We start from the raw sequence: 26,726 nt of genomic DNA, 5'->3' as shown, positions 1-26,726 counted from the left end.
ACACTTTAAATTGGTCCCGTGAGGCCAGAAAGAGGTATAATTATGTTAAATAGAATTTTTTGTTGTACAAAAAAACAGATAGAATTAAAAAATGAAATAGCTTTGTATTTTAATACAATTCCATATAAGAGAGATAAAGAGGTAGTAGAGTGATTGATTTTTTTACGCAATCGCTCTAATACCTCTTTCTTTTAATTAAATAACATTTAGACGATGGCAATGGAATTAAGACCTTTTAAAGTGTGTTTTTAAAATATGATTTTAACTAGGAGGTCTAGAAATGAAAGCAAAGCTTATATTAGAAAATGGCGTGGTATTTGAAGGTAAAGCCTTTGGATATTTAAAGGAATGTGTTGGAGAGGTAGTTTTCAACACAGGAATGACAGGATATCAAGAGGTTTTAACAGACCCTTCTTATTATGGACAAATAGTAACTATGACATATCCTTTAATAGGTAACTACGGAATTAACTTAGAGGATTTAGAATCTAAGGAACCGAAGGTAAGAGGATTCATAGTTAGAGAAAAATGTCAGTATCCAAATAACTTTAGATGTGAGTTAGAGCTTGAAACTTACTTAGCTCAAAATAAGATTTTAGGACTTGATGGTATAGATACAAGAGCCTTAACTAAAATCTTAAGAAATAACGGAACAATGAAGGGAATTATAGTCTTAGATAACTCTAACCTAGAAGATGTTAAGGACAAGTTAGAGGCTTTCTCAAACAGAGATGCAGTTTCAATAGTTTCAACTGATAAAAAGTACGAAATCTCAGGAGAAGGAAAAAATGTAGCTATAATCGACTTCGGAATAAAACAAAACATTATTAGAAATTTTGTTAAAAGAGGATGTAATGTTACAGTATTCCCTTATGACGTGAAGGCAGAAGAAGTTTTAGCAATAAACCCAGACTTAGTATTTTTATCAAATGGACCTGGAGACCCAGAAGATATGGGGACTGCGGTAAATGAGATTAAGAAGATAGTTGGAAAGAAACCAATAGTAGGAATTTGTTTAGGACATCAATTATTAGCTTTAACATTAGGTGGAGAAACTAAGAAGCTTAAGTTCGGACACAGAGGATGTAACCATCCAGTTAAAGATTTAATAAGAAATAGAGTTCATATAACATCACAAAACCATGGATACTATGTTGCTACTTTACCAGAAAATATGGAAATAACTCATGTAAGTATGAATGATGGAACAGTTGAAGGAATGAAGCATAAAGAGTTACCAATATTCTCAGTTCAATTCCATCCAGAAGCATGTCCGGGACCAAAGGATAGCGAATACATCTTTGATGAGTTTATGAAGTACGCATTATAAGGAGGAAATAATATGCCATTAAATAAAGATATAAAAAAAGTTTTAGTAATAGGATCAGGTCCAATAATAATAGGACAAGCAGCAGAGTTTGATTACTCAGGTACTCAAGCTTGTCAAGCTCTTAAAGAAGAAGGGATTGAAGTTGTACTTGTAAACTCAAACCCAGCTACAATAATGACTGATAAGGAAATCGCAGATAAGGTTTATCTTGAGCCTTTAACAGTTGAGTTTGTAGAAAAAGTAATTAAAAAAGAAAAACCAGATTCTCTTTTAGCAGGAATGGGTGGACAGACAGGGTTAAATCTTGCTGTTGAACTTTATGAAAAGGGAATTTTAGATAAATATAACGTAAAAGTAATAGGAACATCAGTAGAATCTATTAAAGAGGGTGAAGATAGAGAACTATTCAGAGATATGATGAATAGAATCAATCAGCCTGTTATACAAAGTGAGATTATAACTGATTTAGATGCAGGTATAGCTTTCGCAAGAAAAATAGGATACCCAGTAATAGTTAGACCAGCTTATACACTTGGAGGAACTGGTGGTGGAATAGCTAATAACGAGGAAGAGTTAATAGAAACATTATCATCAGGTTTACAGTTAAGTACTATAGGACAAGTTCTTTTAGAGAAGAGTGTTAAGGGTTGGAAAGAAATCGAGTATGAAGTAATGAGAGACTCTTTTGGTAACTGTATAACAGTTTGTAACATGGAAAACATTGACCCAGTAGGAATACACACTGGTGACTCAATAGTTGTTGCACCAAGTCAAACTTTATCAGATAAAGAATATCAAATGCTTAGAAGTGCATCAATAGATATAATAAATGCAGTAGGAATTGAGGGTGGATGTAACGTTCAGTTTGCTTTAAACCCACATTCATTTGAATATGCAGTAATAGAGATTAACCCAAGGGTTTCAAGATCTTCTGCATTAGCTTCAAAGGCAACAGGTTATCCAATAGCAAAGGTTGCAGCTAAAATAGCTTTAGGTTATGGATTAGATGAAATAAAAAATGCAGTTACAGGAATGACATATGCTTGCTTTGAGCCTTCATTAGACTACGTAGTTGTTAAGATTCCTAAATGGCCTTTTGATAAATTCCATGGAGCAGATAGAGCTTTAGGAACTAAGATGATGGCTACTGGAGAGATAATGGCTATAGGAAGTAACTTCGAGGCAGCATTCTTAAAGGGGATAAGATCATTAGAAATAGGAAAATACTCATTAGAGCATAAAAAGTTCCAAAATCTTTCAATGTATGAGTTAAGAGAAAGGGTAGTTTCTCCAGATGATGAGAGAATATTTGCTTTAGCTGAAATGCTAAGAAGAGGATACAGAATCGATATGGTTTCAAAGATAACTGGTGTAGATATATTCTTCTTAGAAAAATTCAGATGGTTAGTTGAAGAAGAACAAAAGCTTAAGCAAAGCACAATAGATGATTTAAATAGAGATTGGTTATATAAATTAAAAAGAAGAGGATTCTCAGACAAAGCAATAGCTGATATGTTAAGAGTTTCTCCAGATGAAATTTATAGACTAAGAGATATATGGCATATAAAACCTACTTATAAGATGGTTGATACTTGTGGTGGAGAGTTTGAAGCCATATCACCATACTACTATTCAACATATGAACAATATGATGAGGTAGTTGTTTCAGATAATAAGAAGGTTGTGGTTATAGGATCAGGTCCTATAAGAATAGGTCAAGGTATAGAGTTTGACTATGCATCAGTTCACTGTGTAATGGCACTGAGAAAGCAAGGAATTGAAACAATAGTTATAAACAATAACCCAGAGACAGTAAGTACAGACTTCAGTATATCAGACAAACTTTACTTTGAACCATTAACTGAAGAAGATGTTTTAAATATAATAGATAAAGAAAATCCAGATGGAGTTATACTTCAATTTGGAGGACAAACAGCTATAAAACTTGCTAAGTTCTTAAAAGAAAAGAACATTCCTACATTAGGAACTACTTCAGATCAAATAGATCTAGCTGAGGATAGAGAGCAGTTTGATGATTTATTAGAAAGACTTGATATAGCAAGACCAAAAGGAAAAGGTGTATGGAATTTAGAGGAAGGATTAGAGGAAGCTAGAAGATTAGGGTTCCCAATCTTGGTTAGACCTTCATTCGTTCTTGGTGGACAAGGTATGGAAATAACTCATGATGAAGAAGAGTTAACATACTACTTAACAAATGCCTTTGAAAAAGATTCTAAAAATCCAATACTTATAGATAAATACTTAATGGGAAGAGAAATAGAAGTTGATGCTATATCAGATGGAGAAGATGTTCTTGTACCTGGAATAATGGAACATTTAGAAAGAGCGGGAGTTCACTCAGGAGATAGTATAACTATGTATCCGGCTCAAAATATTTCAGAAAAAATAAAAGCAGATGTTCTAGATTACACTAAGAAATTAGCTTTAAGCATAGGAATAAAAGGAATGATAAACATTCAGTTCATCGAGTTTGAAGGAAAGCTTTATGTAATAGAAGTTAATCCAAGAGCTTCAAGAACAGTTCCGTATATATCAAAAGTAAGTGGAGTTCCAATAGTAGATATAGCCACTAGAATAATGCTTGGAGAAAAATTAAAAGACCTTGGATATGGTACAGGAGTTTACAAAGAACCTGAATTAGTATCAGTAAAGGTTCCAGTATTCTCAACTCAAAAACTTCCTAATGTTGAGGTTAGTTTAGGACCAGAGATGAGATCAACAGGAGAAGTCTTAGGAGTAGGAAGAAACGTTTGGGAAGCATTATACAAAGGCTTCATGGCAGCTGGAATGTACACTGGAGCTAATGGTAAAACAATCTTAGCTACAGTAAAAAAACATGATAAACCAGAGTTTATGGAGCTTGCTAAAGGCTTAGATAAGTTAGGATATAACTTTGTAGCAACAGAAGGAACAGCTAAAGAATTAAGAGAGGCTGGCATAGATGCTAAAGAAGTTAGAAGAATAGGAGAAGAATCTCCAAACATTATGGATTTAATCAAGAATAAAGAGATAGACTTAGTTGTAAATACACCAACTAAAGCTAATGACTCTAAGAGAGATGGATTCCATATAAGAAGAGCAGCAATAGAAAGAAATATAGGAGTTATGACTTCACTAGATACTCTTAAGGCTCTAGTAGATTTACAAAAAGAAGGAGCAGATAAGAGAGAGTTAGAGGTATTTAACTTAGTATAAGAAAATTAATAATATAAAAATTTAGTCCTATTGAACTTTATGGTATTTAAAGTTTAATGGGACTTTTCATTTTATTGATATGAACTTTTACTTTAATAAATTATTTTGATTTAGTTTGTGTCACTAATGCTTTAAAATTAGGAATTTAAGGGTTAGTTAAACATCAACATTCATTTAAAACAGAGTTTAAAATTAAAGTTATTTTGTTTTAAATATGCTTTTTAGTTATATGTTGTTTAAAATTTTCCTTTTAGTTAGGGCTCAGTTAGTTTTTAAAATATGTGAAGAAAAGATAATTGTTTTGTGGATAATTTTAATAAAAGTAATTGATTTATTCTAACTGAGCCCTTTGGCGCTGAAAACTTCGATTTTTAGGCTTTGGAAAAAGCAAAACTAGGAATAAATCAAATAGAAAATTAAATGTTAATCTAATTGTAGTATTTTTGTGGATAAAATGTATTAAAATTTATTTTGAAACAAAAAAGATGTGAAAAAATAAAATGTTTTTCTTTTGTGGATAAAAATATTTTTAAGTTGTTGTGGATAATTTTTAAAGAATAATTCTGTGGATAAATTTTTGATTTTAGAAATGTGATTAAATTATAATTTAAGAATAAGAGGCTTGTTTTAAAAAGCACTTAGATATTATACTATAAAAATATTAATATTCAATACAAATTTATAAATTATTGGGGGTGATTTTTATGGAAACAGCTAAAAGCGTGGTAAAAAATTTTTTTATAAAAAGTATTTTGCTTATAATTTCAGTATTCTTAGCAATGATATTTTATAAGCTAATAGTAAAAGAATGTATAGGCGTTTTTATAAAAATAGATTTGAGTGGTAAAAAAGGTTTTATAATATATAACTTTTTTAAATTAACAAGTGTTATGCTTATTTATCAACTTTTCTTAACAACAACTAGAATGAAAACTTCAAAATTATTTAAGCTGTTTTTATTCGGGTTGTATGCAGGAACTATGTTTATACTTCTATTTGCTAGACCGAAAATGGCTAGAGGATTCCAATTAGATCCATTTGCCGTTCTACACGGACTAAGAGGCGATAAGACAGGTCAATTGTACTTAATAGGTAATATTCTATTCTTTATGCCAATAGGCTATATACTAAGAAAATATAACTTTGTACTAGCTTTCATATTATCTGCATCTATAGAATTTAATATAGAGCTTGCTCAATATGTATTTAAAAGAGGATATTTTGACTTAGGTGATATATTTATAAACTTAGTTGGAATATTTATTGCCTACTTCATTTGTAAAATCGCTTACTTTATTAAAGATAGTATTTCTGAAAGAGATGTCGATGAAGTAGAAGAGATTGAATAAACACAAAATAAAATTTGTTATAAGTAAAAAAATAGAGAAATATACATAAAAATAAAGAATTTTATAGAAAAAAGGATGTAAAAAGAATGTTTACATCCCTTTTTTTTCTTGACAAGCGAACATATGTTTTGTAGAATTAAAAAAGGAAAAGGGAACATAAGTTCTTATATTTTTTTAGATAGATTAGGAATATATAGGGCATTAACATAATATAATAGCATATAACAAATTTTAGGGGGTTAATTTATATGACTAAGAGCAGCGGTATGTTTGTAAAAATAAATTATAAAATGAATGGAGCTAATAGGTTCCAAAGTGAGCATAAAGCAAAAATGTATAAAGATACGGCTGTAAGCAAGTATGTATTATGTGGTGGATCATGCTTTAGAAATAGAGGAACTATAATATTCCATGCTAATAACTTTAAAGAAGCAGAAGATATTATAAATAATAATCCATTTGTTTTTTACGAAGACTATTCATTTGAGATATTAAGTAAAAACTCAATAAGTTTAGGAAATACATATCATTAATATAAAATAAAGAAACCAATGAGATCCATTGGTTTCTTTTTATTTTAATTACTATATATCTAATAAGTTTCTCTTATAAGTTGAGTAAAGTTCTTCTAATTCACTCATATTTTTATCAACTTTTATTTGTAAATCTGAAGCTTTTTCAAAATCAGATTCATTTATAGCATTTTTTAATTGAGTGAATAAACTTCTTCTATGATAAGAGTCTTTCATTGTTATATGTCTTAACTCATTAATAGTCATCCAAGTTGAAACATCAAGATCTAATGCTTTATCACAACAGTGAAGTTGTTTAGCCGCTCTTATATCTTTTATATATGAAGGAATTATTCTAGCTGTAATTTCTGTAGTCCATCTCTTTATAGTAGCTATTTTGAAACTGTTTATAAGTTTATCGGTAAATACTGAGTTTACTTTTAATACCTCAAGTTTTTCAGGATATTTATCAAAAGCACTTAAGTTTTCATAAACAGTAGCAGGAGCTATTCCAAAGTATTCATTTCTTTGAGAATCTGTAAAATCTTCAAAGACATCTTCTTCACTTCTATATGCTCTAGATTTTTCTAAGTAATTTGCATCTTCGCCTGGTTTTTTAGATAACTCAGCTAAAAGATCATCTTCAGTCTTATTGCTTTCTAAGGCATACTTAATACCATCTAGCATTGCCATATAGCTTGATGCTATACAAAGATAAGTATTTGTGAATGGGTTTGGTGATCTAAGCTCAAATCTAGTTGCTAGCGGATTATGAGGATCTCTTATTAATCCAGCTAATATAGTTCTGTTTCTAGATGGAATTTCAGGACTTTGTCCTAATGATGTAACTATACAAACAGGAGCCTCAAATCCTGGTTTTAATCTCTTAAGAGAGTCTGTTGTAGCTGATATAAATGGATTCATTATTTCGTAGTTCTTTAATATACCCATTATAGAGCCATATCCTATTTTGCTTAAGAAATGATTCTTAGTTGGATTAAATAAGTTTATAATTCTTCCGTCTTTTAATTTTAAGCTTAAACTTAAATGAGTATGCTCTCCATTACCAGCAACGCCATCTATTGGTTTAGCAAGGAATGTTACTTCTAATCCGTTTCTTCTAAATGTTTCTTTAACTAAAGTTCTTATAAATAATTCATTATCAGAAGCTTGCATAGCATCTGAGAATTTCCAGTCTATTTCTAATTGCTCCATTATGTGATCAAATTGACCTGAAGAAGTAAGTTTAGCTTTTACTCCCCCAACCTCTTTATGTCCCATTTCAGGTTCAAATCCATACTCATCCATGTATAATAAACTCTTCTCTAAGGCAGTTCTAACATTTCCCTTAGTTCTAGTCCAATATTGTTCTTGTAAAACTTCTGATGTTGAAAGTTCTTCAATTAAAGCTTTATCATTTGGTGTTTTAACCCAAAACTCTAATTCAGTTGCAGATGTTAATAAAAGATCTTCTATATCATCGAATGTTATATTTAAATCATTTAGTGTTTCTGGATATTTTTTTAATAGTGAGAATAAATTTGATTTGAATGTGTCAATTGAGTTTTTTAAGATATGTCTAGAGTCGACTGGTTTATCTTCGTGGATTAAGAAGCAAGGTATTCTAAGTGTTCCTACTGGTCTATTAGTCAAAGGGTCTATGAAGTCGTAATTGTAATCTATAAACCATTTACAATCTAAATCGGCAATCATATCTACTTTAGCGTTGTTTAGAGTCGCTATTCCTGGAAGGACAACTGATGAACCGTCTGTTTGTACAGCGGTGCCATGTAGGAAAGAATCTATATCTTTTAAAAATAACTTAGAAGGAATTTTTTCATCGGTATCATTACCTGCTAAGTCAACCCCAACTAAAGATACAAATTTTATTTCTGGGTGATCTTCAAAGATCGAAATCAAGCTTTCTCTATTATGATATTTCTTAGGAATTGTAAATAATAAATCTTTGTTCATAATTATTTAGAAGTACTACAATTATAAAAAAGTTAGGATAATTGTAATAGCCCCCTGTTCACATCCTTTCATTTTTATGACTTAATAGTTATTTTGTTTGTTTACACACGTATAATAATGTGAATTTTAGAATAAAATATTCGTTATGTAGATATTCTTAAAAAGATTTTATTACAATAGTATAGTACTGTCAATATATTTTATATTTTAATATAAGTGTAAAATATGAATTTTATAGATTTATTTAATAGAAAGTTATAAAATTATCTTAAGATTAAATCAAGTACTTAGAAGTGAGGGATAGCGATGCAAGATGATTTAAAGAATGCACCTATAGGTTTTTTTGATTCTGGCTTAGGAGGCTTAAGTGTTTTAAGAAAAGCCTTAGAAATGATGCCAAATGAAAATTATATATATTATGGGGATTCTAAGCATGCACCTTATGGAGAGAAAACTCCACAAGAGATAACAGAACTTTCATTTAATGCTATTGAATTTTTAATACAAAAGGGCGTTAAAGCAATTGTCATAGCATGTAATACTGCAACTTCAGCAGCAGCAAAAGATCTTAGAGAATATTATAAAGATATACCTATAATAGGCATAGAACCTGCCTTAAAGCCAGCAATAAAGCTACACGAAACTGGTGCGGTTATAGTAATGGCAACAAAGGCAACTTTAACTCAAGAAAAATTCAAAACACTTATGGATAATTATGGAGAACATAGAGATATTATACCTCTTCCATGTCCAGGACTCGTTGAATTCATAGAATCAGGAAATTTAAATGGAGAAGATGTAAAGAATTTTTTAAGAGAAAAATTAAATCCTTATATGGATAGAGAAATCTCAAGTATAGTTCTAGGTTGTACACATTATCCATTTATTAAAGATGTTATACAAGAAATTGTTGGAGAAAAAGTAGACATAATAGATGGAAGTGAAGGTACAGTAAAAGAGCTTAATAGAAGACTAGAAGAAAATAATATTAAATCAGAGTTAAAAGAAAAAGGTACATTAGAGATAATAAATTCTTTAGATGATAAGGAAATATTAGAATTAAGTGAAAAACTTATAGAAATTAAATAGATAATTAATCCTTAATAATTAAAAAAATCTATAAACATATGAAGATATATACTATTTTGCTAGTAGAATAGTTATTTTATATAGTATTATCTTTACTATGTTTTTAGATTTTTTTATTTTAGCAAAATTTTTTTATAAAAACTTTGTTAAAATGTTGACAAATTAATTAGAGGTTGATATTATAATAAATGAAAAGAGAATTTTCAGAAAATTTAAACAAAGATTGATGGGAGTTATTAAAAAGGGAGGATTTAACTATGAAGATAAATGTAAAAGAATTATTAGGAGATAAAATAAACGTTGAGGATGCTATAATCTTAAGAGATTATATTGAAAATAATTTAGATGGAAATGTAGAGTTAGATTTTAATGGTATAGATAGAGTTTCAACAACTTTTTTAACTTGCTTATTTACTGATATAATAAATAAAGTTGGAAGAGATAATATTATTTCAAAAATCAATGTTAAGAATTTATCAAACTATACTGATTATTCAAGAGTTGTAGCTGGAACTACTTTTGCATAATAAATAAGAATATGAATTATATAGAAAAGATAAAATTTTATATTAAGTTGAACTCTGAAGAGGCAACATAATAGAATCTGTTTACGAGGATTCTTTATGTTGTCTTATTTTTTTATTTAAATATTTAAGCAATATTCCATTGTTAACGGAAATAATATATAATTTTATACAAAGAAGGATTAACATTTTAGTTTAAGTAAATAATACTAAATAGTTAAATTTGAAAGGAGAATTATTCATATGAATCCAATGGTTACAATAGAAATGGCAAATGGAGAAAAAATAAAAATAGAATTATATCCAGAAATTGCACCAAATACAGTTAGAAACTTTGTTAGTTTAGTTAAGAAAGGTTTTTATGATGGATTAACATTCCATAGAATAATACCTGGATTTATGATACAAGGAGGATGCCCAGAAGGAACAGGAATGGGTAACCCAGGATATAGAATAAAAGGTGAATTTACAAGAAATCAATTCCCAAATAACTTAAAGCATTCAAGAGGCGTTATATCAATGGCTAGAGCTATGAATTTTGATTCAGCAGGAAGCCAATTCTTCATAATGCATGAGAATTCACCACATCTAGATGGACAATATGCTTCATTTGGTAAAGTTATAGAAGGTATGGATATTGTTGATAAGATAGCAAATGTAAAAACAGACTATAATGATATGCCAGATGAGCCACAAGTTATGGCAAAGGTAACTGTAGAAAATGCAGATGGTATAGAAGAGCCAGAAATACTTTAATTTATAAATGTATGGGAGGTAGATTAGCATGAGTATGCTTAATAATAGCAAGGCTATTCTAACTTATGGTTTAAATGAAAAAGAAATAAAAGACTTTCAAGCAACAGGGCATAAAGTTATTAATATAAGTGATGAAATGACTTCTATGAAGGTTAATGATATTTTAGAAGGCTTAAAATTTGAAGTTGTTTCAAACAAGAACTTTGATGAAAAAGTTGTTATATTCAGTAATTTCCCTGATGAAGAATTACAAATGATGGTTTCAATAGCTAAGGTTATTGCAGAAAATCCTATAATGGCTGTGGTTACAGAAACCTCTAAAGAATGGCAATTTAACTACCTTGTTGAGCATTTGATGGAAGAAAGAGAATGGCATAGAAAGATGCAAGGAGGAAGAGCTTAAAATGAGTAGAGTTGGGGAAAGAATAAAAGAGGCTAGAAGTAAAAGTGGAATGACACAAAAAGCTTTAGCTAAAAAGCTAGGCGTAGCTGAAAAATTTATAAATGAAGTTGAAACTGGAAGAAAGATTATAAACGAATCACTTATATCAAAAATATCAAAGGTTTTAAATACTGATTTAAATGATATAAATATGGTTGTTACAGATGAAGAACTTCAAAAAGAGCTTAAGGCTGAAAAACAAGTAAGACAAAGTAAGCCAGCGGAAGTTAATGAAGTTTGGAATCAAGCTTTCGGATCAGTTTTAAAAAATGTTCCAATTTATGATTACTCATTGTCTCAAGTTAAGGGATATAAACAGCTTGCTACTGCTTCTAATAAAATAGATGGTCATACAGCAAATAAAGTTTTCTATCTTAAAATAGAAAATAATGATATGACTGGATATAGAATTCAAGAAAATGACTTAGCTTTATGTTATTCAATAAAGGAGATAGAAAATAATGCTATCTGTTTAGTTGAATTTAATGGTAAAAGAGTTGTTAGACAGATTAAAAAACTTGATAATGTTAAAGCTTTATTAGTAAGCAATAACGGTAGCATGAGAACAGAAACAGCTAATATAAAAGAAATCAAAGCTATAGCTAAACTTTATAGAATAGAATTTGATTTATAATACTTAAATAAAAAGGACAGTTCTAATTTTAGAACTGTCCTTTTTATGTTTTAAATAGTTTCTACTAAGGTTATCAAAAAAGAGAAAATCTGAATAAAATAGCTATAAGCAATATAGTGGGTATGGAGGATTAGAGTTTGGTAGATAAAAAAAGTTTTTATAATGATAAAAATTATATAAATTTTGTTGTTGCTTATGATGGGGATATTGAAAAAGAAGTTGAAAATTTAAATGATGTTAGTGTTTTTTTAATCGATGATACTTATGCTATTATTTCTGTAAAAATTGAGGATTATAGGGAACAAATTAAAAGTATAAAAAGTATAGTTTATATAGAAATTAATGGAATATATACTTTAAGTGAAAGTCCAGTAGATGATTCGAAAGCTACACTATTTCATAAAAACCCGCATTTAAATCTTAGAGGAACCGGTGTTATTGTAGCTATAGTTGATACAGGAATAGATTATTTAAATAAAGAGTTTATGAGAGAAGACGACACAACTAGAATATTAAAGATTTGGGACCAGACAATAACTAGTGAAAAGGTACCTAAAGGATTTATTCATGGTAGTGAATACTCAGAAGAAGAAATAAATAAGGCAATAATGGCTCAAAAGCAGGGACTAAACCCATATGAGATTGTTCCTTCAAAAGATGAATATGGTCATGGAACTAAAATGGCTGGAATAGTGGGTGCAAGAGGTATAAACAGAGATATTATTGGCGTAGCTCCTGATTGTCAATTTATAATTATAAAATTACAAGAGGCTGCTAAAGAATATGTAGATTTTTATTTTGCAAAAGGGGATAAGCCTAAATATAGGAACACTGATATACTTATGGCTCTTAAATATTTGTACGAGTTATCTTTTAGTTTAAATAAACCTATGGTAATATACTTACCTTTAGGTAGCAACATGGGTGATCACTCAGGTGGTAGTGTAATAGAAAGATATATTGATACAAAGATATCAAATAAAAATGCATTGGTTGCAGTTACATCAACAGGTAATGAAGGAAATTCTGATACACATACATCAGGAGAAATAGAAAGAATTGGAGATAGTAAAACAATAGAGCTTTATTGTGGAAAAGAACAAAGTGGATTATTCCTACAAATATATGCTAAACGACCTAGTAGAATAAAATTGGGAATAACCTCACCATCAGGTGAAACTTTTGAAAATACTAATCCCTATAAAACAAAACATATACTTTTAAGTGATTCACCACCTTGGGTTTTTATTTATGAAGGAACTAGTGTATATGTTGCTTATGATTCACCAGATGAATTTACAGGTGATGAAAAAATTACCATAAGAATGAATAATATTAAAGAGGGGATTTGGAAATTTACATTAACCGGTGATTATATAGTTGAGGGAATATACAATGCTTGGATATTGCAGAGAGAATTGCTTTCAGAAGATACAAGGTTCTTAGGGCCAACACCATATACCACATTAACTATACCAGGAACAGCTTCAACTATTATTAATACTTCATATTATAACCAAAATAATGGTGCAACAATATCAGAATCTGGAAGAGGGTATCCAAGGAATAATATCATACAGCCTATAATTACAGCTGGAGGAATAAATGCTTTAACTACTAAGCCAGGAGGTGGAGTTGTGAGTGTTTCAGGAGCAAGTGTCGCTGGGGCCGTTCTAGCTGGAAGTTGTGCTTTAATTCTTCAGTGGGCTGTTGCTGATGGAAATGATCCAGAAATGCATGCTGTAAAACTACAATCATATATTATTAGGGGAGCAAGAAAAAGAGCTGGAGATATTTATCCAAATAGACAGTGGGGATATGGAATTTTAGATATACAGGGAATTTTTAATAGTTTAATAAACAAATAAAGGGAGATTTATTATGGAAACTAAAACTAGTATTGGTATAGATTTTATAAATGTTATACCAGAACAGGTATTATATAACATTGTTAATGTTTTCTCTCCTGGAACCTTAAGTACAGGAGAAATAGAGTTAGTTGTTTTATATGGAAGTAATTTTTTGAGGTTTAAAAATTCAGTTGAAAAAATAGGAGCTACGGTAGAGGATTTAGGATATGGATATGGAATATTGACTATAAAAATTAGTGATTTAAACAGGATAAAAGAACTTGAAGGTCTACAATATATAGAATTACCTAAAGTTTTATATACATCAGATTACGATAGCAATAGAGCATCCTGCATACCGTCTGTTTGGAGTAATTATGGTTTAACTGGTAGGGATGTGTTAGTTGGATTTTTAGATACGGGAATAGATTTCACTCATAATGCATTTAAAGATACAGATGGCAACACTAGAATAGAATATATATATGACCTTGAGAATAAAACTGTATATGATAAAACAAAGATAAATGAGGCTTTAAAAGCAGAAGATCCATATAGTATTATTCCAGTACAGGATTTATCTGGACATGGAACCCATGTTGCTGGAATTGCTTGTGCTGGTGGAAATATAAGTTATGATCGTTATGGAGTTGCGTACAATAGCAGTATTGCTATGGTAAAAATAACAGGAGAAAAACGTTTAACAGCAGCTTTAAGTACTCAGCTCATGAGAGGATTAAAATTTTTAATAGATAGAAGTAATGAACTTAATAAACCATTAGTTGTAAATATAAGTTTAAGTACAAATGATGGTTCTCATAATGGGAGTAGTTTGTTAGAACAATATATTCAAACATTTACTAAATTACAAAGAGCTGCTATTGTCGTGGCTGCTGGAAATGAAGGAAATGCTGCTCATCATGTTGGTGGAATGATAAGAAAAGAAGAGAATATAGATTTAAATATTTCTGATGGGGAAAGAGGAATTATACTTGATTTATTCAAACCTGTTCTTGTTGATATATCAATTGAGGTAATATCACCAACTGGTATAAGCACAGGCCAGGTACCTGTGACCGAAGCATATAAAGAACGATTTGTTGGAAGAGAAAAAGTAGTTATTTATAGTACTGGACCTAAACCTTTTGATATACAAGGAGAAACTACCGTAACTATTTTACCTTTAAATACGACAATAACTCCTGGTGAATGGAGAATTATTTTAAGAAAATTAAATGATTATGAAGGATATTTTGATATTTGGCTTCCTATATCAGAAGGGTTAAATGAAAAAACAAAATTTTTGCAACCTGATGTTTATAATACATTAGGAATACCAGCTACGGTACAGGGAGTAATTTCAGTTGGAAGTTATAATTATATAAATAATAATTTGTCACCTTTTTCTGGTAGAGGAGTTGTTAGACCTCAATGGATAATAAAACCTGATTTGGCTGCACCAGGAGAAAATATTGTATCTACTGCCCAGGAACAGGGATTTGATACTAAAAGTGGAACATCAATGGCAGCACCACAGGTTGCAGGAATATGTGCTTTGCTTTTTGAATGGGGAATAATAAAAAATAATGATCCATTTTTATTTGGAGAAAGGATTAAATATTATTTGGTTAGGGGGGCTAAGAGAATAACTTTTGGAAATGCTTATCCAAATCCAGATATAGGATATGGATTTGTTTGTTTAGATAAAACTATGGAACTATTGATTAATAGGAGGTAGTTATGGAGAGTACATCAAATAAAGATTTTTTAATAAACGATCCAGAAAGTATTAACTTTCTTATTGAATATACTGGGGATATAAAAAATGAAGTTAAAGATATGGAGGGAGTTGGTGTTTTTCTCATTGATGATACTTATGCAATATTGTCAATGAAAAATGTTGATTATGATCAAGTTATACAACAAATAGAAGGTATAGTTTATATAGAGTTAGGAGGAATATATACTTTAAGTAATACGACGCCAATTGAGGCATCAAATGCTCAAGTTTTTCACAAAGATTCATATCTACAACTAACGGGTAAAGATGTAATTGTTGGAATAATTGATACTGGAATAGATTATTTAAACCAAGAATTTATGAAAATTGATGGAAAAACTAGAATATTAAACATATGGGATCAAGGAATAGAAACAGGTAGGCATCCTAAAGGAATGGTTTATGGAACTGAATATAGTCAAGATGAAATTAATGCAGCTATAGAATTAAAAAGGAATGGTGGAGATCCTTATACTATAGTTCCATCTAAAGATGATATTGGACATGGCACAGAAATGACTTGTATAATTGCTGGAAGTGGAAAGGATACAAGTTTAACTGGTGTAGTCCCAGAATGTGATATTGCGGTAGTTAGATTAGACCAAGCATTTAAAAAGTATACAGATTATTTCTTTGCAAAGGGAGATACTGCAAAGTATAGAAACATAGATATACTTTTAGCAATAAAATATTTATATAACTTATCATTTCAATATAATAAGCCAGTGGTTATATATGTACCTGTAGGAAGCAATTTTGGAGCTCACGATGGAAGTAGTATTTTAGAACGGTATATAGATGAAATTTCTAATAAAAGAGGAATTGCTGTTGTAGCTTCCTCTGGAAATCAGGGGAATACTGATACTCATGCTGATGGAATTATAACAGAAGTAGGACTTAGTAAAACCATGGAATTAGAAGTTGGAGAAGGTCAGCATGGTCTTATGATGATTATTTTAGGTTATAAACCAGACAAGTTCAGGCTTTCAATAATATCACCTTCTGGAGAGATCATTCAAAATGCAAATCCATTACCTAGCTATGCAGGGAGAAGTAAATTAGCTATTCAAAATGGATATAAGATAAGTTTTATATATGAGGGTACTATTATGGATATATTTTATGATTCTCCAGATGAACTTACTGGAGGGGAAAGAATTGTTATAAGAGCACAAAATTTAAAGCCAGGAATATGGAGATTTAGGTTAACAGGTGAATATATAACTTTTGGTAAGTTTGATGCTTATATATTGCAAAAGGAATTATTAGCTAAAGGAACAAAGTTTATAACTTCTTCTCCGTATACTACCTTAACAATTCCAGGAGCCGCAGAAAAAATGATAACTGTAGCCTCTTATGATCAGAATAATAATGCTATAGTTTCAGAGTCCGGAAGAGGATTTCCAAGAAATCAATTTATTCAACCTCTTATTGCAGCAGGTGGAATAAATGCTTTAACTGTTAATAATAAAGGAGAGAAGGTTTACGTTAGTGGAGGAAGTGTAGCTGCTGCTATAGTTAGTGGATGCTGTGCTATGCTTTTTCAATGGGGAATTGTTTATAATAATGACCCAACATTATATGTATCTAAGCTGCAAACATATTTAATAAGAGGAGTTAATACGAGAAAGGGGGATATATATCCAAATGAAGAATGGGGATATGGAACCATAAATATGATTAAGGTTTTTGATAGCTTAAGGGCAAATACGCTTTTTAATATAAAGTAAATATTTGATGTTATTTCATATATAAGTATTTATTAACAAAAATAGATTGGATTTCATAAACTATAATGTATTAATTTATAATTAGGAGAAATTTTATGGCTTTAGGTGGATTAAAGGTTCAATGTTTTAGTGAAACAGAGAGATATATACCTATTGATAAAAGTAAAGTTACAATAACACCAACTTCAGAAGAGGGATTAGCTTTAGGAAATCCTACTGAATTGTACACTGATGCAACAGGAAGTACTGATACTATAGAACTTGATGCACCTCCTTTAGAATATTCAAGTGAACCAGGGAGATTACCTTATAGTTTTGCACAAGTTACTATTGAAAGAGAAGGCTTTTTACCTACTATGATAAATGGTGTTCAAATTTTTCCATCTAGGATTGCTTTACAACAAGCTCGGTTGCGAGAGAGTAGAGGCAGTTACAGACAGGAAGTAACTATTGACATACAAGCTAATAGATTGGTTGGTAATTTTCCTCCTAAAATTCCAGAAGCAGATGAAAAAGAGTTACCACCTCCAAAGGGAACTGTAGTTTTACCAGAACCAGTAGTTCCTGAATATATAGTGGTTCACAATGGGAGACCAGACGATAATTCAGCTGCTAACTATAAAGTTGATTATAGGGAGTATATAAAAAATGTTGCCTGTTGTGAAATATTTTCAACTTGGTCTGAAAATACTATAAGGGCTAACGTATATGCCATAATATCATTTACTTTAAATAGAATATATACTGAATGGTATAGAGGAAAAGGTAAGAATTTTGATATAACTAGCTCAACAGCTTTTGATCATGCATTTAATTATGGAAGAAACTTTTATGACAACATAAGTAGAATCGTAGATGAAATATTTGCAACATACATTAGAAGGTTTAATGCTAAGCAACCATTATTAACTCAATACTGCGATGGTATAAATGTTCAATGCCCAGGATGGATGACTCAATGGGGAAGTAAGTATTTAGGAGATGAAGGTAAGGTACCTTATGAAATTTTAACTTCTTTTTATGGTGATAATATAGAGTTAGTAACTGCTAAAAAGGTGACAGGAAGTCCAAAGTCTTTTCCAGGCTTCACATTAACTATTGGTTCTTCAGGAGAGCCTGTTAGAGTTATACAAGAACAGTTAAATGCTGTATCCAGGGCTTATCCTTTAATACCTAAGGTTGCTTTAGATGGAAATTATGGTGAAAAAACTAGAGAGGCAGTTAAAACTTTTCAAAAGATATTTAACCTTCCAGAAACAGGAGAGGTTGATTATGCAACATGGTACAAGTTATCAAATGTATTTGTTGCAGTAACTAAAATAGCAGAACTTAGATCAAGTGTAGAGAAAAAAATATTCTATCCTCCAACAATAATGGATAGAAAAAGTAATGTTCCTAAAATAATTTATTAAAGAGTAAAGCTGTACAAAGCATAATTTTAAAACAATAAAATATGCTTAGTACAGCTTTTAACTTAATAAATGTATTTTTATAATATTTAAGCCTGCTTTTTAAATTTAAAAAAATAAAAGTAAATACATTGAACAATAAATACTAAGCTTAAAACACCAAACATTGGGTATAAGGTAGTTATTAGATTAGAGAAACCTATTAGTGAAATTGGAAGAGCGATTATTAGTACTAAAAAAATAGCATGTTTATATTTTAATTTAAAACTTTTACTAATAGTTTTGCTTATTGAATAAACATCTGAAACCTCTGTTGAGAACATTTCAGCTAATATTATCATTAAAAGCATTATTTGAATTGGCTTTCCAAATCTATCTGCAATATAAAGTAATGGAATTTCATACCGGAATATTTGAGGTTGGTTTACCATAAGCATTGAGTTTATAAAAATACATATAATAGTTAATAAAATAGAGCCTAAAATTATTCCCCAAGTCATTATTTTTTTGTTTTTTATTTCATTACTTAAAGGAACAATTACACCGCAACAGCAAAGGATATTATATCCACAATATAGAACTCCAGAAGTAAAAAATCCGCTAGATAGCTTTGGCTCAGAAGCAGTTAATGAATTTATAGTAATTGGATCATTGGCAAAGGAAACATAAAGAATCATAAGTGTAGTTGTTACAATAATTAAAGATGGTACTATAATTGAATTTATTTCTACAAGACCATTAGTTTCTCTAAGAAGTATTAATGAAGCAATGATGGCCATGATTATTGAGCCTATAATTTTAGGAATTCCAAAATACTGATTTAATAAGGCACCACTACCTGCAAGAATTATGGATGCACTAGATATTAAGTAAAAAGTAGTTATTATTCCAGTAAGTTTACCTAAAATATTAGGACTAACAGTGTTTATAACTTCATTATAAGAATTCAGATTATTTTTCATGCTTATTCTAGAAATTATGTTACAAAGCACAATGTAAAATAAGCCTGTCATTAAAATAGTAAAAAAACTTTTATAGCCATAAACGGTAAAAAAGTTTGTTATTTCTTTACCAGAAGCAAGTCCAGCTCCTACTATGGTTCCAATAAAAACAAAAGCTACTTGAAAAACTTTTATAATATTTTTCATTAAATCACCTCCCCTAACTAAATATATAAAATGTAGAGAGGGTTTATTCTTAAATGAAGAGGAAAAGTTAGTTTTAAAATGATTATTCTATTAATACTTTTAAGCTATTTGGAAAACCTAAAATAGGACTTATTCTTAGAGTAGGAGTGATTATAAATGGTAAGAAAAATTATTGCAACTTTAATTATGGGATTAATGTTTTTTTCAGTAGGATGTAATAAGGTAAATACTACAATTAAGGAGAGTGAAGATTTAAGAAAAAGTGTAGAGAGTATATATTTTGACAATCAAATAGCAAAATCTATAGCTGAAAAATATATGGAGGCTCTTAAAAGTAAGGATTTAAATACTATAAAAAGTTTATCTAATAAAGAAATTGATAAGAAGATAATAATCGAACCAAGCAAGGAGCCTGAAATTACAGGAATACAACAAATTGGATTATCACAGCTTGGAAACAAAGCTATGTTTAAGTTTAAGGTTACTAGGGCTAAAAGAGGTGAGCCTATAGCAGAATTAGAAGAATATTATTTAGAGGTTCAAAAAAATCAAGAGGAGGAATATAAAGTCTCTAAGTTGAAAGCTACTCAGCTTTACAATGTATTTGAAGAGAAGGAAAAGTTAAAGTTAAGGAAAGATGATGAAGTCGAAGTTAATACACTTATAGATATTAAAAGCATACCAGATAAGGCTTATCCTAAGGTAAATGTTATAGACATTACTAAAGTAGATGTGCCAAAAGATGCTTTTTCAGCTGTAGAAATAGCATTCTCTGGAGATAAGGTGGCTATATCAACCTATAAAGGAGAGGATTCGTATATAGGAGTCATTGATGTTGATGATGCAAAAAAAACAGCTGCTTCTGAGGGCGAGGATGAAGGGAAAAAAGAAGATAAGGATAAGGGCAAACCATTAGGAAAAAACCTTACTACCCTAGACATATTAAGTGGATGTAAGATTTCTAGTTTGAATTTTTCAGATGATGATGGCTATGTGGTTGCAAACTATGTAAAAGGAAATTCTACAAGATTTAAGGTTTATCAAAGTAGAGGAGATATTGTAGCCTTAGAGTTAGATGATATATTTGCTGAAAATGAATATAATTTAATTTATGAAAAAATAAAAGATAATAATATTATTATGAATGTTACACCTACAAATAATTCAGGAGAGGCTAGAAATGAATTAACTGGAAGATATAAAATATCCTTAAAAGATTTTAAACTTCAAAAACTATAGTATAATAGAAGATAAGTTAATCATAAATATTAGAAGTTTTATGATTAACTTTTTTTATTTTAAAGAAATTTGATTTTAATGAAAAGGTGATATACATGGAAAAAAGAAAAATATGGGGAGATAAGAGATATAATACTTTAAATAGATTTTTAAGAGAAAAATTTGGGGAAAAAGTATTTAAAATAAGTTTAGATGGTGGATTCACATGTCCTAATAGAGATGGAAAAGTTGCTAAAGGCGGATGTACATTCTGTAGTTCAAAGGGATCTGGAGATTATGCAGGACAGAGAACTTTAAGTATTGGTACTCAGTTTGATAATGTAAAAGAGATGATGAATAAGAAGTGGAAAGAAGGAAAGTATATAGCTTATTTCCAAGCATATACTAATACATATGCTCCTGTAGAAGAACTAAGAAGAAAGTATGAGGAAGCTATAAGTAAAGATGGTGTCGTTGCTTTATCTATAGGAACAAGACCAGATTGTATAAATGAAGAAGTTTTAGATTTATTAGAAGAAATGAATAAAAAAGTTTATACTTGGGTTGAACTAGGACTTCAAACTATTCACGATGACACGGCTAGAAGTTTTAATAGAGGATATGATTTAGAAGTATTTGATAAAGCAATGGAAGGATTAAAAAGTAGAGGGATAGATACCGTTATTCATTGCATATTTGGTCTTCCAGGAGAAACTAAAGAGCAAATGATAGAAACTGTTGATTATGTTGCTAGATGCGGAGCTCAAGGGATAAAACTTCATTTACTTCATCTAATGGAAGGAACAAGAATGGTTAAGGACTATGAGGAAGGAAGATTAAAATTTTTAACTCAAGAAGAGTACATAGATTTAATATGTGAAGCTATAAGTAGAATTCCTCAAAATATGGTTATACATAGATTGACAGGGGATGCTCCAAGAAATCTATTAATAGGTCCTATGTGGAGTTTAAAGAAGTGGGAAGTTTTAAATGCTATTGATAAAGCACTTGAAGATAATGATATTTATCAAGGAAAGAACTTTGAAGAATAATTATTAAAAGTAAAGTGGAGGGAAAACTTATGAAAATTGATGTTATAATTTCAGCCGATTATATAGATAGTGAATCTCTTAAAGGAAAGATTGCTGTGGTTATAGATATGTTAAGAGCAACATCTGTAATCACTACAGCCCTTTCTAATAGAGCTAAGAGAGTTATTCCAGTAGTAAGCGTGGACGATGCCTTTAATAAGGCAGAAGAGTTAAAAGCGCTAGGAGAAGAAGTATTACTTGGGGGAGAAAGAAAAGCATTAAAAATAGATGGGTTTGATTTTTCTAATTCACCATTAGAGTATAAAAGAGATATTGTAGAAGGAAAAAATGTGATAATGTCAACTACAAATGGAACAAGGGCTTTAAATCTATGCAGCAAGGCAGATAAAGTTGTTGTAGCTTCTGTTTTAAATGGACAAGCAGTGGCTAAATATCTAGAAAATGAAGAAAAAGAAGTAGTCTTTGTTAATTCTGGAACAAATGGTGAATTTTCGAGCGATGATTTCGTGTGTGCAGGATATATTATAAGCGAATTAGCTAAAAATAAAGAACTTGAACTTACTGATATAGCTAAAACAGCTAAATATGTTTATGAGAGTAGCAAAAGTATAGATGAATTTATAAAGGATGCAAAGCACTATAATATTCTTAAAAATTTAGGGTTAGAAGAAGATTTAAAATACTGTTCAACTAAGAATTTAATTGATTCAGTTTTTGAGTTTAAAAATGGAGAAATAAAAACCGTAGAAAATAATGTGAAAGTAACTCTATAAAGCTTTTTTATGAATTATTTTTAGAAAAAATGAATAAATTGCAGAAAGAGAATTTTATAAATAGAAACTAATTTTAATATAATATTTTTAAAACAAAAAGAGATATCTTAATAAAATACTTCTAAATATACATCCATTTTCAAATATTAATATTTTTTGTTTAAATTGTTAATAAATAGTTAAAAAAACAAGTTTGTTAATGGCTAGGCATGAATATATGATGATGATATGATGAGATATTTTATAAAGGGGATGTTTTGAATGAAGAAAAAGTTTTTAGTAATTCTTATTTCTGCAATAATGGGATTACAGTTAGTTGGATGTGGAAATTCCAATGATTCATCAAATGCGAATGCTTCTAATAATAAGCCAGCAGCAACTACAGATAATAAAAGTAAGGTTGTAGATAATGATAGCTTAACTAATGATGTTGCTGAGGTTTATCTTGATGTTAAGGAAGAATATTTAGAAGTACTTCAAAACAAAGAGATGAATGAATGGAATGAGGCTAAAACAGAAGCTTTAAAAGATTTAAAAGATATTAAAGCTATGACTCCAGAAACTGATAAAAATATAAATCAGGCAATAACAGATATAGAACAGTTAATAGATAAATATCAAAATTCTCTAGATGGAAGTGGAGCAGATCCAACAGGAATTCAAGATTTAGAATCACAAATAAAACAGTTATTATTTGATAAATAGTTTATTAAAAGGAGCGATTTAAGAGAATCTCTCCTTTTTTATTTTATGGAAAGATTGTTAAATTTTTAATTTATTGAAAACAGTTTCACGAGGTGTTAAAATAAATACTGTGAAAGAACAATATAAAAATATATACGTATATATTCAACTTGTGTAAGAGTATTTAGAGTTAAACACGAGAAAAATTTAGGTTTTTTTTGTTTAGCTCTTTTTTATTTTATGCTTTTTTAAAACTAAATATAATTAATTACTAGGTGGTGTATGGTCATGGTAAATCAATTCTTGGCTGAGCTTGTTGGAACTGCGCTTTTGATATTATTAGGGGATGGAGTAGTTGCAAACGTAGTTCTTAAGAAAACGAAAGGAAATAATGCCGGGCTTATTGTTATTACTGTGGGATGGGCAATAGCAGTTGCTATTCCAGTATATATCTTTGCTAGGGTTAGCGGAGCTGTATTTAATCCGGCGGTAACTATTGCATTAGGTATAACCGGAGGGTTAACATGGTATCAGGTAGTTTTATTTTGTATAGCACAATTGATAGGTGCTTTTATAGGTGCTGTTCTTGTTTATCTTACTTATTATACTCATTTTGAGTCTACTGATGATCAAGAAGCAAAGCTTGGTACATTCTGTACTATACCAGCTATTAGAAATTATAAATGGAATTTTTTTGCAGAATTTATAGGAACATTTGTATTAATGTTTGGAATTTTAGGACTTGGTGATGCAAAAATGGTAGATGGAATGATGCCGATAGCTGTTGGATTATTAATTTTAGTTATAGGAGTATCTTTAGGAGGACCGACTGGATATGCAATTAATCCAGCTAGAGATTTTTCACCTAGACTTGCACATTTCCTGCTTCCTATAAAAAATAAAGGAGGCTCAGATTGGGCTTACGCTTGGGTTCCCGTTGTAGGACCGATAGTTGGAGCTATAGCAGGAGCAATTGTATATACAAGTATATTTTAAGGAGATATTAATTTGAGACAATTTTAAGGAGGCTATTTATAATGATTAATTTTAAAAGAATACTTGAGGATAACCCTATTGTGGCAGCTGTAAAGGATATGGAGCAATTGGATAAAGCTTTAGAAGCTGATGTTGATGTAATATTTGTTTTATTCGGGAATGTTTTAGATATTATAGAAATTTCAAATAAAATATCAGAGAAGAATAAGATTGGGATATTGCATATAGACTTAGTTGATGGACTTACAAATAGAGAGATTGTTTTAGAATATTTGAAAGAAAAAACTAAGTTTGATGGAATAATAAGTACAAAGGCTCAAACAGTAAAAAATGCAAAAAAATTAGGGCTAATAGCTATTCAAAGGGTTTTCATTTTAGATAGTCTTTCTTTTCATAGCACAAAGAATCACTTAGTTGATGAATGTGATGCTGTGGAAATGTTGCCAGGATTATTATTTAAAGTTATTAAGGAATTATCAAAAACAATAAATAAACCATTAATAGTGGGTGGTTTAATTTCAGATAAAGAAGATGTCATGGAAGCTTTAAAGTCAGGAGCAACGTGTATATCAACAACAAAAGAGGCTATATGGAAGATATAAAATTAAGAGGTGATTGTTTATGGAAAAATATATAGTAGCATTAGATCAAGGAACAACAAGCTCTAGAGCAATAATTTTTGATAGGGATCAAAATATTATTGGAATAAGTCAAAAAGAATTTAATCAAATTTATCCTAAAGAGGGATGGGTTGAACATGATCCAATGGAGATATGGGCAACTCAATATAGTGTACTTCAAGAAGTTATGGCTAAGAGCAATATAACTCAAGAAAACATAGCTGCACTTGGAATTACAAATCAAAGAGAAACTACAATAGTTTGGGACAAAAATACTGGTGTACCAATATATAATGCTATAGTTTGGCAATGTAGAAGAACTGCGAATATCTGTGATGAATTAAAAGAAAGAGATGGACTTGTAGATTATATTAAAGAAAACACAGGACTTGTACTTGATGCATATTTTTCAGGAACAAAAATAAAATGGATTTTAGATAATGTTGAAGGTGCAAGAGAAAAAGCTAAAAATGGAGAGCTTTTATTTGGTACAGTTGATACTTGGCTTGTTTGGAAACTTACAAATGGTAAAGTTCATGTAACTGACTATACTAACGCATCTAGAACTATGATATTCAACATAAAGAATCTTGATTGGGATGAGAGAATGCTTAAGGAATTAGATATTCCTAGAAGTATGCTACCAGAGGTAAGAAATTCATCTGAAATTTATGGCTATGCTAACCTTGGGTCAAAGGGCGGTATAAGAGTACCTATTGCTGGTATTGCTGGTGATCAACAAGCTGCTTTATTTGGACAAGCGGCCTTTAATAAAGGTGATGTAAAGAATACCTATGGAACAGGTTGTTTCTTATTAATGAATACAGGAGAGGAACTTGTTCAAAGTAGATCTGGACTTTTAACAACAATAGCTATTGGATTAGATGGAAAAGTTCAATATGCTTTAGAAGGATCAGTATTTGTTGGCGGTGCTGTTATTCAATGGCTTAGAGATGAATTAAGAATTATAAGTGATTCTAGCGATACTGAGTATTTTGCTACTAAGGTAGAAGACAATGGAGGAGTATATGTTGTACCTGCATTCGTAGGATTAGGCGCTCCTTATTGGGATATGTATGCTCGTGGAACAATAGTTGGGTTAACACGTGGAACTAATAGAAATCATATAATAAGAGCTGCACTAGAATCAATTGCATATCAAACAAGAGATGTTCTTGAAGCTATGATAAATGATGTTGGTTATGATATAAACTGTATAAAGGTAGATGGTGGAGCTAGTAGAAATAATTTTTTAATGCAATTCCAAGCTGATTTAGTTGGAAAGAAAGTAATTAAACCTATAATTACAGAAACAACAGCTTTAGGTGCTGCATATCTTGCTGGATTAGCTGTTGGTTATTGGAAAGATAAAGAGGAAATAGCTAAATTCTGGTTTGCAAGTGAAGAGTTTGAGCCAACTATTTCTGAGGAAAAGAGAAATAAATACTATAAAAAATGGAAAAAAGCTATTGAAAAATCAAAAGACTGGGCACTTGATGATTAAAAAAGTGTGGAAACATTTACAAAAGTGTGATATAATTAAAGAGAAGTTAATAGAAAATTTTTAATTTTGTGTAGAAGAGAGAATAGAGCTAAACACAAAAAGGATATTCGTATGTCTTTTTTGAGTTCAGCTCTTT

At 30.1% G+C, this 26,726-nt stretch carries 22 protein-coding genes; 20 read left to right on the top strand and 2 right to left on the bottom strand.

The window, feature by feature from the left end; all coding sequences use genetic code 11:
• Positions 1-280: 280 nt before the first annotated feature.
• The 4 genes from OIF33_RS13680 (at position 281) to OIF33_RS13665 (ending at position 6,428) form a co-directional block, all read left to right on the top strand.
• The gene (locus OIF33_RS13680) at positions 281-1,330 is read left to right on the top strand and encodes a carbamoyl phosphate synthase small subunit (protein WP_322504821.1); all 1,050 of its coding nucleotides are present in this window, start codon (positions 281-283) and stop codon (positions 1,328-1,330) included.
• Between the two features lie 12 nt (positions 1,331-1,342).
• Entirely contained in the window at positions 1,343-4,546 is a 3,204-nt protein-coding gene (carB, locus tag OIF33_RS13675; RefSeq protein WP_322504820.1) for a carbamoyl-phosphate synthase large subunit, read from the top strand.
• Between the two features lie 704 nt (positions 4,547-5,250).
• Positions 5,251-5,895: a VanZ family protein gene (locus tag OIF33_RS13670; protein ID WP_322504819.1), complete on the top strand. Its 645-nt coding sequence runs from the start codon at positions 5,251-5,253 to the stop codon at positions 5,893-5,895.
• 248 nt (positions 5,896-6,143) lie between these two features.
• Positions 6,144-6,428 (top strand): hypothetical protein, encoded by a 285-nt coding sequence (locus OIF33_RS13665; protein WP_322504818.1) that lies wholly within the window; start codon positions 6,144-6,146, stop codon positions 6,426-6,428.
• A gap of 51 nt (positions 6,429-6,479) precedes the next feature.
• Here OIF33_RS13665 and OIF33_RS13660 read toward each other — a convergent pair whose 3' ends face one another.
• Positions 6,480-8,381, bottom strand: coding sequence for a glutamine synthetase (locus OIF33_RS13660; protein ID WP_322504817.1), 1,902 nt, complete (start codon positions 8,379-8,381; stop codon positions 6,480-6,482).
• A 306-nt stretch (positions 8,382-8,687) separates the two neighbouring features.
• Between OIF33_RS13660 and murI the strand changes: the two genes are divergently transcribed.
• From murI to OIF33_RS13615, 9 genes are all read left to right on the top strand, one after another.
• A complete protein-coding gene (gene murI / locus OIF33_RS13655) occupies positions 8,688-9,470 on the top strand; it encodes a glutamate racemase (RefSeq protein ID WP_322504816.1) in 783 nt (260 codons plus the stop codon).
• A 257-nt stretch (positions 9,471-9,727) separates the two neighbouring features.
• On the top strand, positions 9,728-9,997 hold the full coding sequence (locus tag OIF33_RS13650; protein ID WP_322504815.1) for an STAS-like domain-containing protein: 270 nt from the start codon (positions 9,728-9,730) through the stop codon (positions 9,995-9,997).
• Between the two features lie 240 nt (positions 9,998-10,237).
• Positions 10,238-10,750 carry a peptidylprolyl isomerase gene (locus tag OIF33_RS13645; protein ID WP_322504814.1) on the top strand — a complete coding sequence of 171 codons (513 nt, stop codon included), beginning with the start codon at positions 10,238-10,240 and terminating at the stop codon, positions 10,748-10,750.
• Positions 10,751-10,778: 28 nt separating this feature from the next.
• Positions 10,779-11,153: a DUF3783 domain-containing protein gene (locus OIF33_RS13640; protein ID WP_322504813.1), complete on the top strand. Its 375-nt coding sequence runs from the start codon at positions 10,779-10,781 to the stop codon at positions 11,151-11,153.
• Between the two features lies 1 nt (position 11,154).
• A complete protein-coding gene (locus OIF33_RS13635) occupies positions 11,155-11,826 on the top strand; it encodes an XRE family transcriptional regulator (RefSeq protein WP_322504812.1) in 672 nt (223 codons plus the stop codon).
• Between the two features lie 137 nt (positions 11,827-11,963).
• Complete coding sequence (locus tag OIF33_RS13630; protein WP_322504811.1) at positions 11,964-13,694, top strand: S8 family peptidase; 1,731 nt, start codon at positions 11,964-11,966, stop codon at positions 13,692-13,694.
• A gap of 13 nt (positions 13,695-13,707) precedes the next feature.
• A complete protein-coding gene (locus OIF33_RS13625) occupies positions 13,708-15,414 on the top strand; it encodes a S8 family peptidase (protein WP_322504810.1) in 1,707 nt (568 codons plus the stop codon).
• A 2-nt stretch (positions 15,415-15,416) separates the two neighbouring features.
• Entirely contained in the window at positions 15,417-17,186 is a 1,770-nt protein-coding gene (locus OIF33_RS13620) for a S8 family peptidase (RefSeq protein WP_322504809.1), read from the top strand.
• Between the two features lie 95 nt (positions 17,187-17,281).
• Positions 17,282-18,598, top strand: coding sequence for a peptidoglycan-binding domain-containing protein (locus OIF33_RS13615; protein WP_322504808.1), 1,317 nt, complete (start codon positions 17,282-17,284; stop codon positions 18,596-18,598).
• Positions 18,599-18,684: 86 nt separating this feature from the next.
• Here OIF33_RS13615 and OIF33_RS13610 read toward each other — a convergent pair whose 3' ends face one another.
• Positions 18,685-19,743, bottom strand: a complete 1,059-nt coding sequence (locus tag OIF33_RS13610) for a GerAB/ArcD/ProY family transporter (protein ID WP_322504807.1) — start codon at positions 19,741-19,743, stop codon at positions 18,685-18,687.
• Between the two features lie 156 nt (positions 19,744-19,899).
• Between OIF33_RS13610 and OIF33_RS13605 the strand changes: the two genes are divergently transcribed.
• The 7 genes from OIF33_RS13605 to glpK all read left to right on the top strand — a co-directional run bounded on the left by OIF33_RS13605 (position 19,900) and on the right by glpK (position 26,590).
• Positions 19,900-20,982, top strand: a complete 1,083-nt coding sequence (locus OIF33_RS13605) for a hypothetical protein (protein WP_322504806.1) — start codon at positions 19,900-19,902, stop codon at positions 20,980-20,982.
• Between the two features lie 95 nt (positions 20,983-21,077).
• Positions 21,078-22,013 carry a TIGR01212 family radical SAM protein gene (locus OIF33_RS13600; protein WP_322504805.1) on the top strand — a complete coding sequence of 312 codons (936 nt, stop codon included), beginning with the start codon at positions 21,078-21,080 and terminating at the stop codon, positions 22,011-22,013.
• A 29-nt stretch (positions 22,014-22,042) separates the two neighbouring features.
• Entirely contained in the window at positions 22,043-22,786 is a 744-nt protein-coding gene (locus OIF33_RS13595; RefSeq protein WP_322504804.1) for a 2-phosphosulfolactate phosphatase family protein, read from the top strand.
• A gap of 261 nt (positions 22,787-23,047) precedes the next feature.
• Positions 23,048-23,491, top strand: coding sequence for a hypothetical protein (locus tag OIF33_RS13590; RefSeq protein ID WP_322504803.1), 444 nt, complete (start codon positions 23,048-23,050; stop codon positions 23,489-23,491).
• A gap of 267 nt (positions 23,492-23,758) precedes the next feature.
• Positions 23,759-24,466, top strand: coding sequence for an MIP/aquaporin family protein (locus OIF33_RS13585; RefSeq protein WP_322504802.1), 708 nt, complete (start codon positions 23,759-23,761; stop codon positions 24,464-24,466).
• Positions 24,467-24,507: 41 nt separating this feature from the next.
• Complete coding sequence (locus OIF33_RS13580; RefSeq protein ID WP_322504801.1) at positions 24,508-25,068, top strand: glycerol-3-phosphate responsive antiterminator; 561 nt, start codon at positions 24,508-24,510, stop codon at positions 25,066-25,068.
• A 19-nt stretch (positions 25,069-25,087) separates the two neighbouring features.
• On the top strand, positions 25,088-26,590 hold the full coding sequence (glpK, locus tag OIF33_RS13575; protein ID WP_322504800.1) for a glycerol kinase GlpK: 1,503 nt from the start codon (positions 25,088-25,090) through the stop codon (positions 26,588-26,590).
• The last annotated feature ends 136 nt before the right edge of the window (positions 26,591-26,726 follow it).

Origin of the sequence: Clostridium sp. LIBA-8841 (assembly GCF_034439435.1) — a bacterium.
In the GTDB taxonomy this organism is placed as follows: Bacteria; Bacillota; Clostridia; order Clostridiales; family Clostridiaceae; genus Sarcina.
Note: the sequence above shows the minus strand (reverse complement) of the source record. Positions and strands in the feature narration are given on the sequence as shown.

Coding starts and splice junctions, on each gene's coding strand:
- OIF33_RS13620 (WP_322504809.1), top strand. CDS start 15,417: ATGGAGAGTACATCAAATAAAGATTTTTTAATAAACGATCCAGAAAGT.
- OIF33_RS13670 (WP_322504819.1), top strand. CDS start 5,251: ATGGAAACAGCTAAAAGCGTGGTAAAAAATTTTTTTATAAAAAGTATT.
- OIF33_RS13680 (WP_322504821.1), top strand. CDS start 281: ATGAAAGCAAAGCTTATATTAGAAAATGGCGTGGTATTTGAAGGTAAA.
- carB (WP_322504820.1), top strand. CDS start 1,343: ATGCCATTAAATAAAGATATAAAAAAAGTTTTAGTAATAGGATCAGGT.
- OIF33_RS13660 (WP_322504817.1), bottom strand. CDS start 8,381: ATGAACAAAGATTTATTATTTACAATTCCTAAGAAATATCATAATAGA.
- glpK (WP_322504800.1), top strand. CDS start 25,088: ATGGAAAAATATATAGTAGCATTAGATCAAGGAACAACAAGCTCTAGA.
- OIF33_RS13595 (WP_322504804.1), top strand. CDS start 22,043: ATGAAAATTGATGTTATAATTTCAGCCGATTATATAGATAGTGAATCT.
- murI (WP_322504816.1), top strand. CDS start 8,688: ATGCAAGATGATTTAAAGAATGCACCTATAGGTTTTTTTGATTCTGGC.
- OIF33_RS13625 (WP_322504810.1), top strand. CDS start 13,708: ATGGAAACTAAAACTAGTATTGGTATAGATTTTATAAATGTTATACCA.
- OIF33_RS13580 (WP_322504801.1), top strand. CDS start 24,508: ATGATTAATTTTAAAAGAATACTTGAGGATAACCCTATTGTGGCAGCT.
- OIF33_RS13590 (WP_322504803.1), top strand. CDS start 23,048: ATGAAGAAAAAGTTTTTAGTAATTCTTATTTCTGCAATAATGGGATTA.
- OIF33_RS13615 (WP_322504808.1), top strand. CDS start 17,282: ATGGCTTTAGGTGGATTAAAGGTTCAATGTTTTAGTGAAACAGAGAGA.
- OIF33_RS13645 (WP_322504814.1), top strand. CDS start 10,238: ATGAATCCAATGGTTACAATAGAAATGGCAAATGGAGAAAAAATAAAA.
- OIF33_RS13640 (WP_322504813.1), top strand. CDS start 10,779: ATGAGTATGCTTAATAATAGCAAGGCTATTCTAACTTATGGTTTAAAT.
- OIF33_RS13585 (WP_322504802.1), top strand. CDS start 23,759: ATGGTAAATCAATTCTTGGCTGAGCTTGTTGGAACTGCGCTTTTGATA.
- OIF33_RS13665 (WP_322504818.1), top strand. CDS start 6,144: ATGACTAAGAGCAGCGGTATGTTTGTAAAAATAAATTATAAAATGAAT.
- OIF33_RS13635 (WP_322504812.1), top strand. CDS start 11,155: ATGAGTAGAGTTGGGGAAAGAATAAAAGAGGCTAGAAGTAAAAGTGGA.
- OIF33_RS13610 (WP_322504807.1), bottom strand. CDS start 19,743: ATGAAAAATATTATAAAAGTTTTTCAAGTAGCTTTTGTTTTTATTGGA.
- OIF33_RS13650 (WP_322504815.1), top strand. CDS start 9,728: ATGAAGATAAATGTAAAAGAATTATTAGGAGATAAAATAAACGTTGAG.
- OIF33_RS13605 (WP_322504806.1), top strand. CDS start 19,900: ATGGTAAGAAAAATTATTGCAACTTTAATTATGGGATTAATGTTTTTT.
- OIF33_RS13600 (WP_322504805.1), top strand. CDS start 21,078: ATGGAAAAAAGAAAAATATGGGGAGATAAGAGATATAATACTTTAAAT.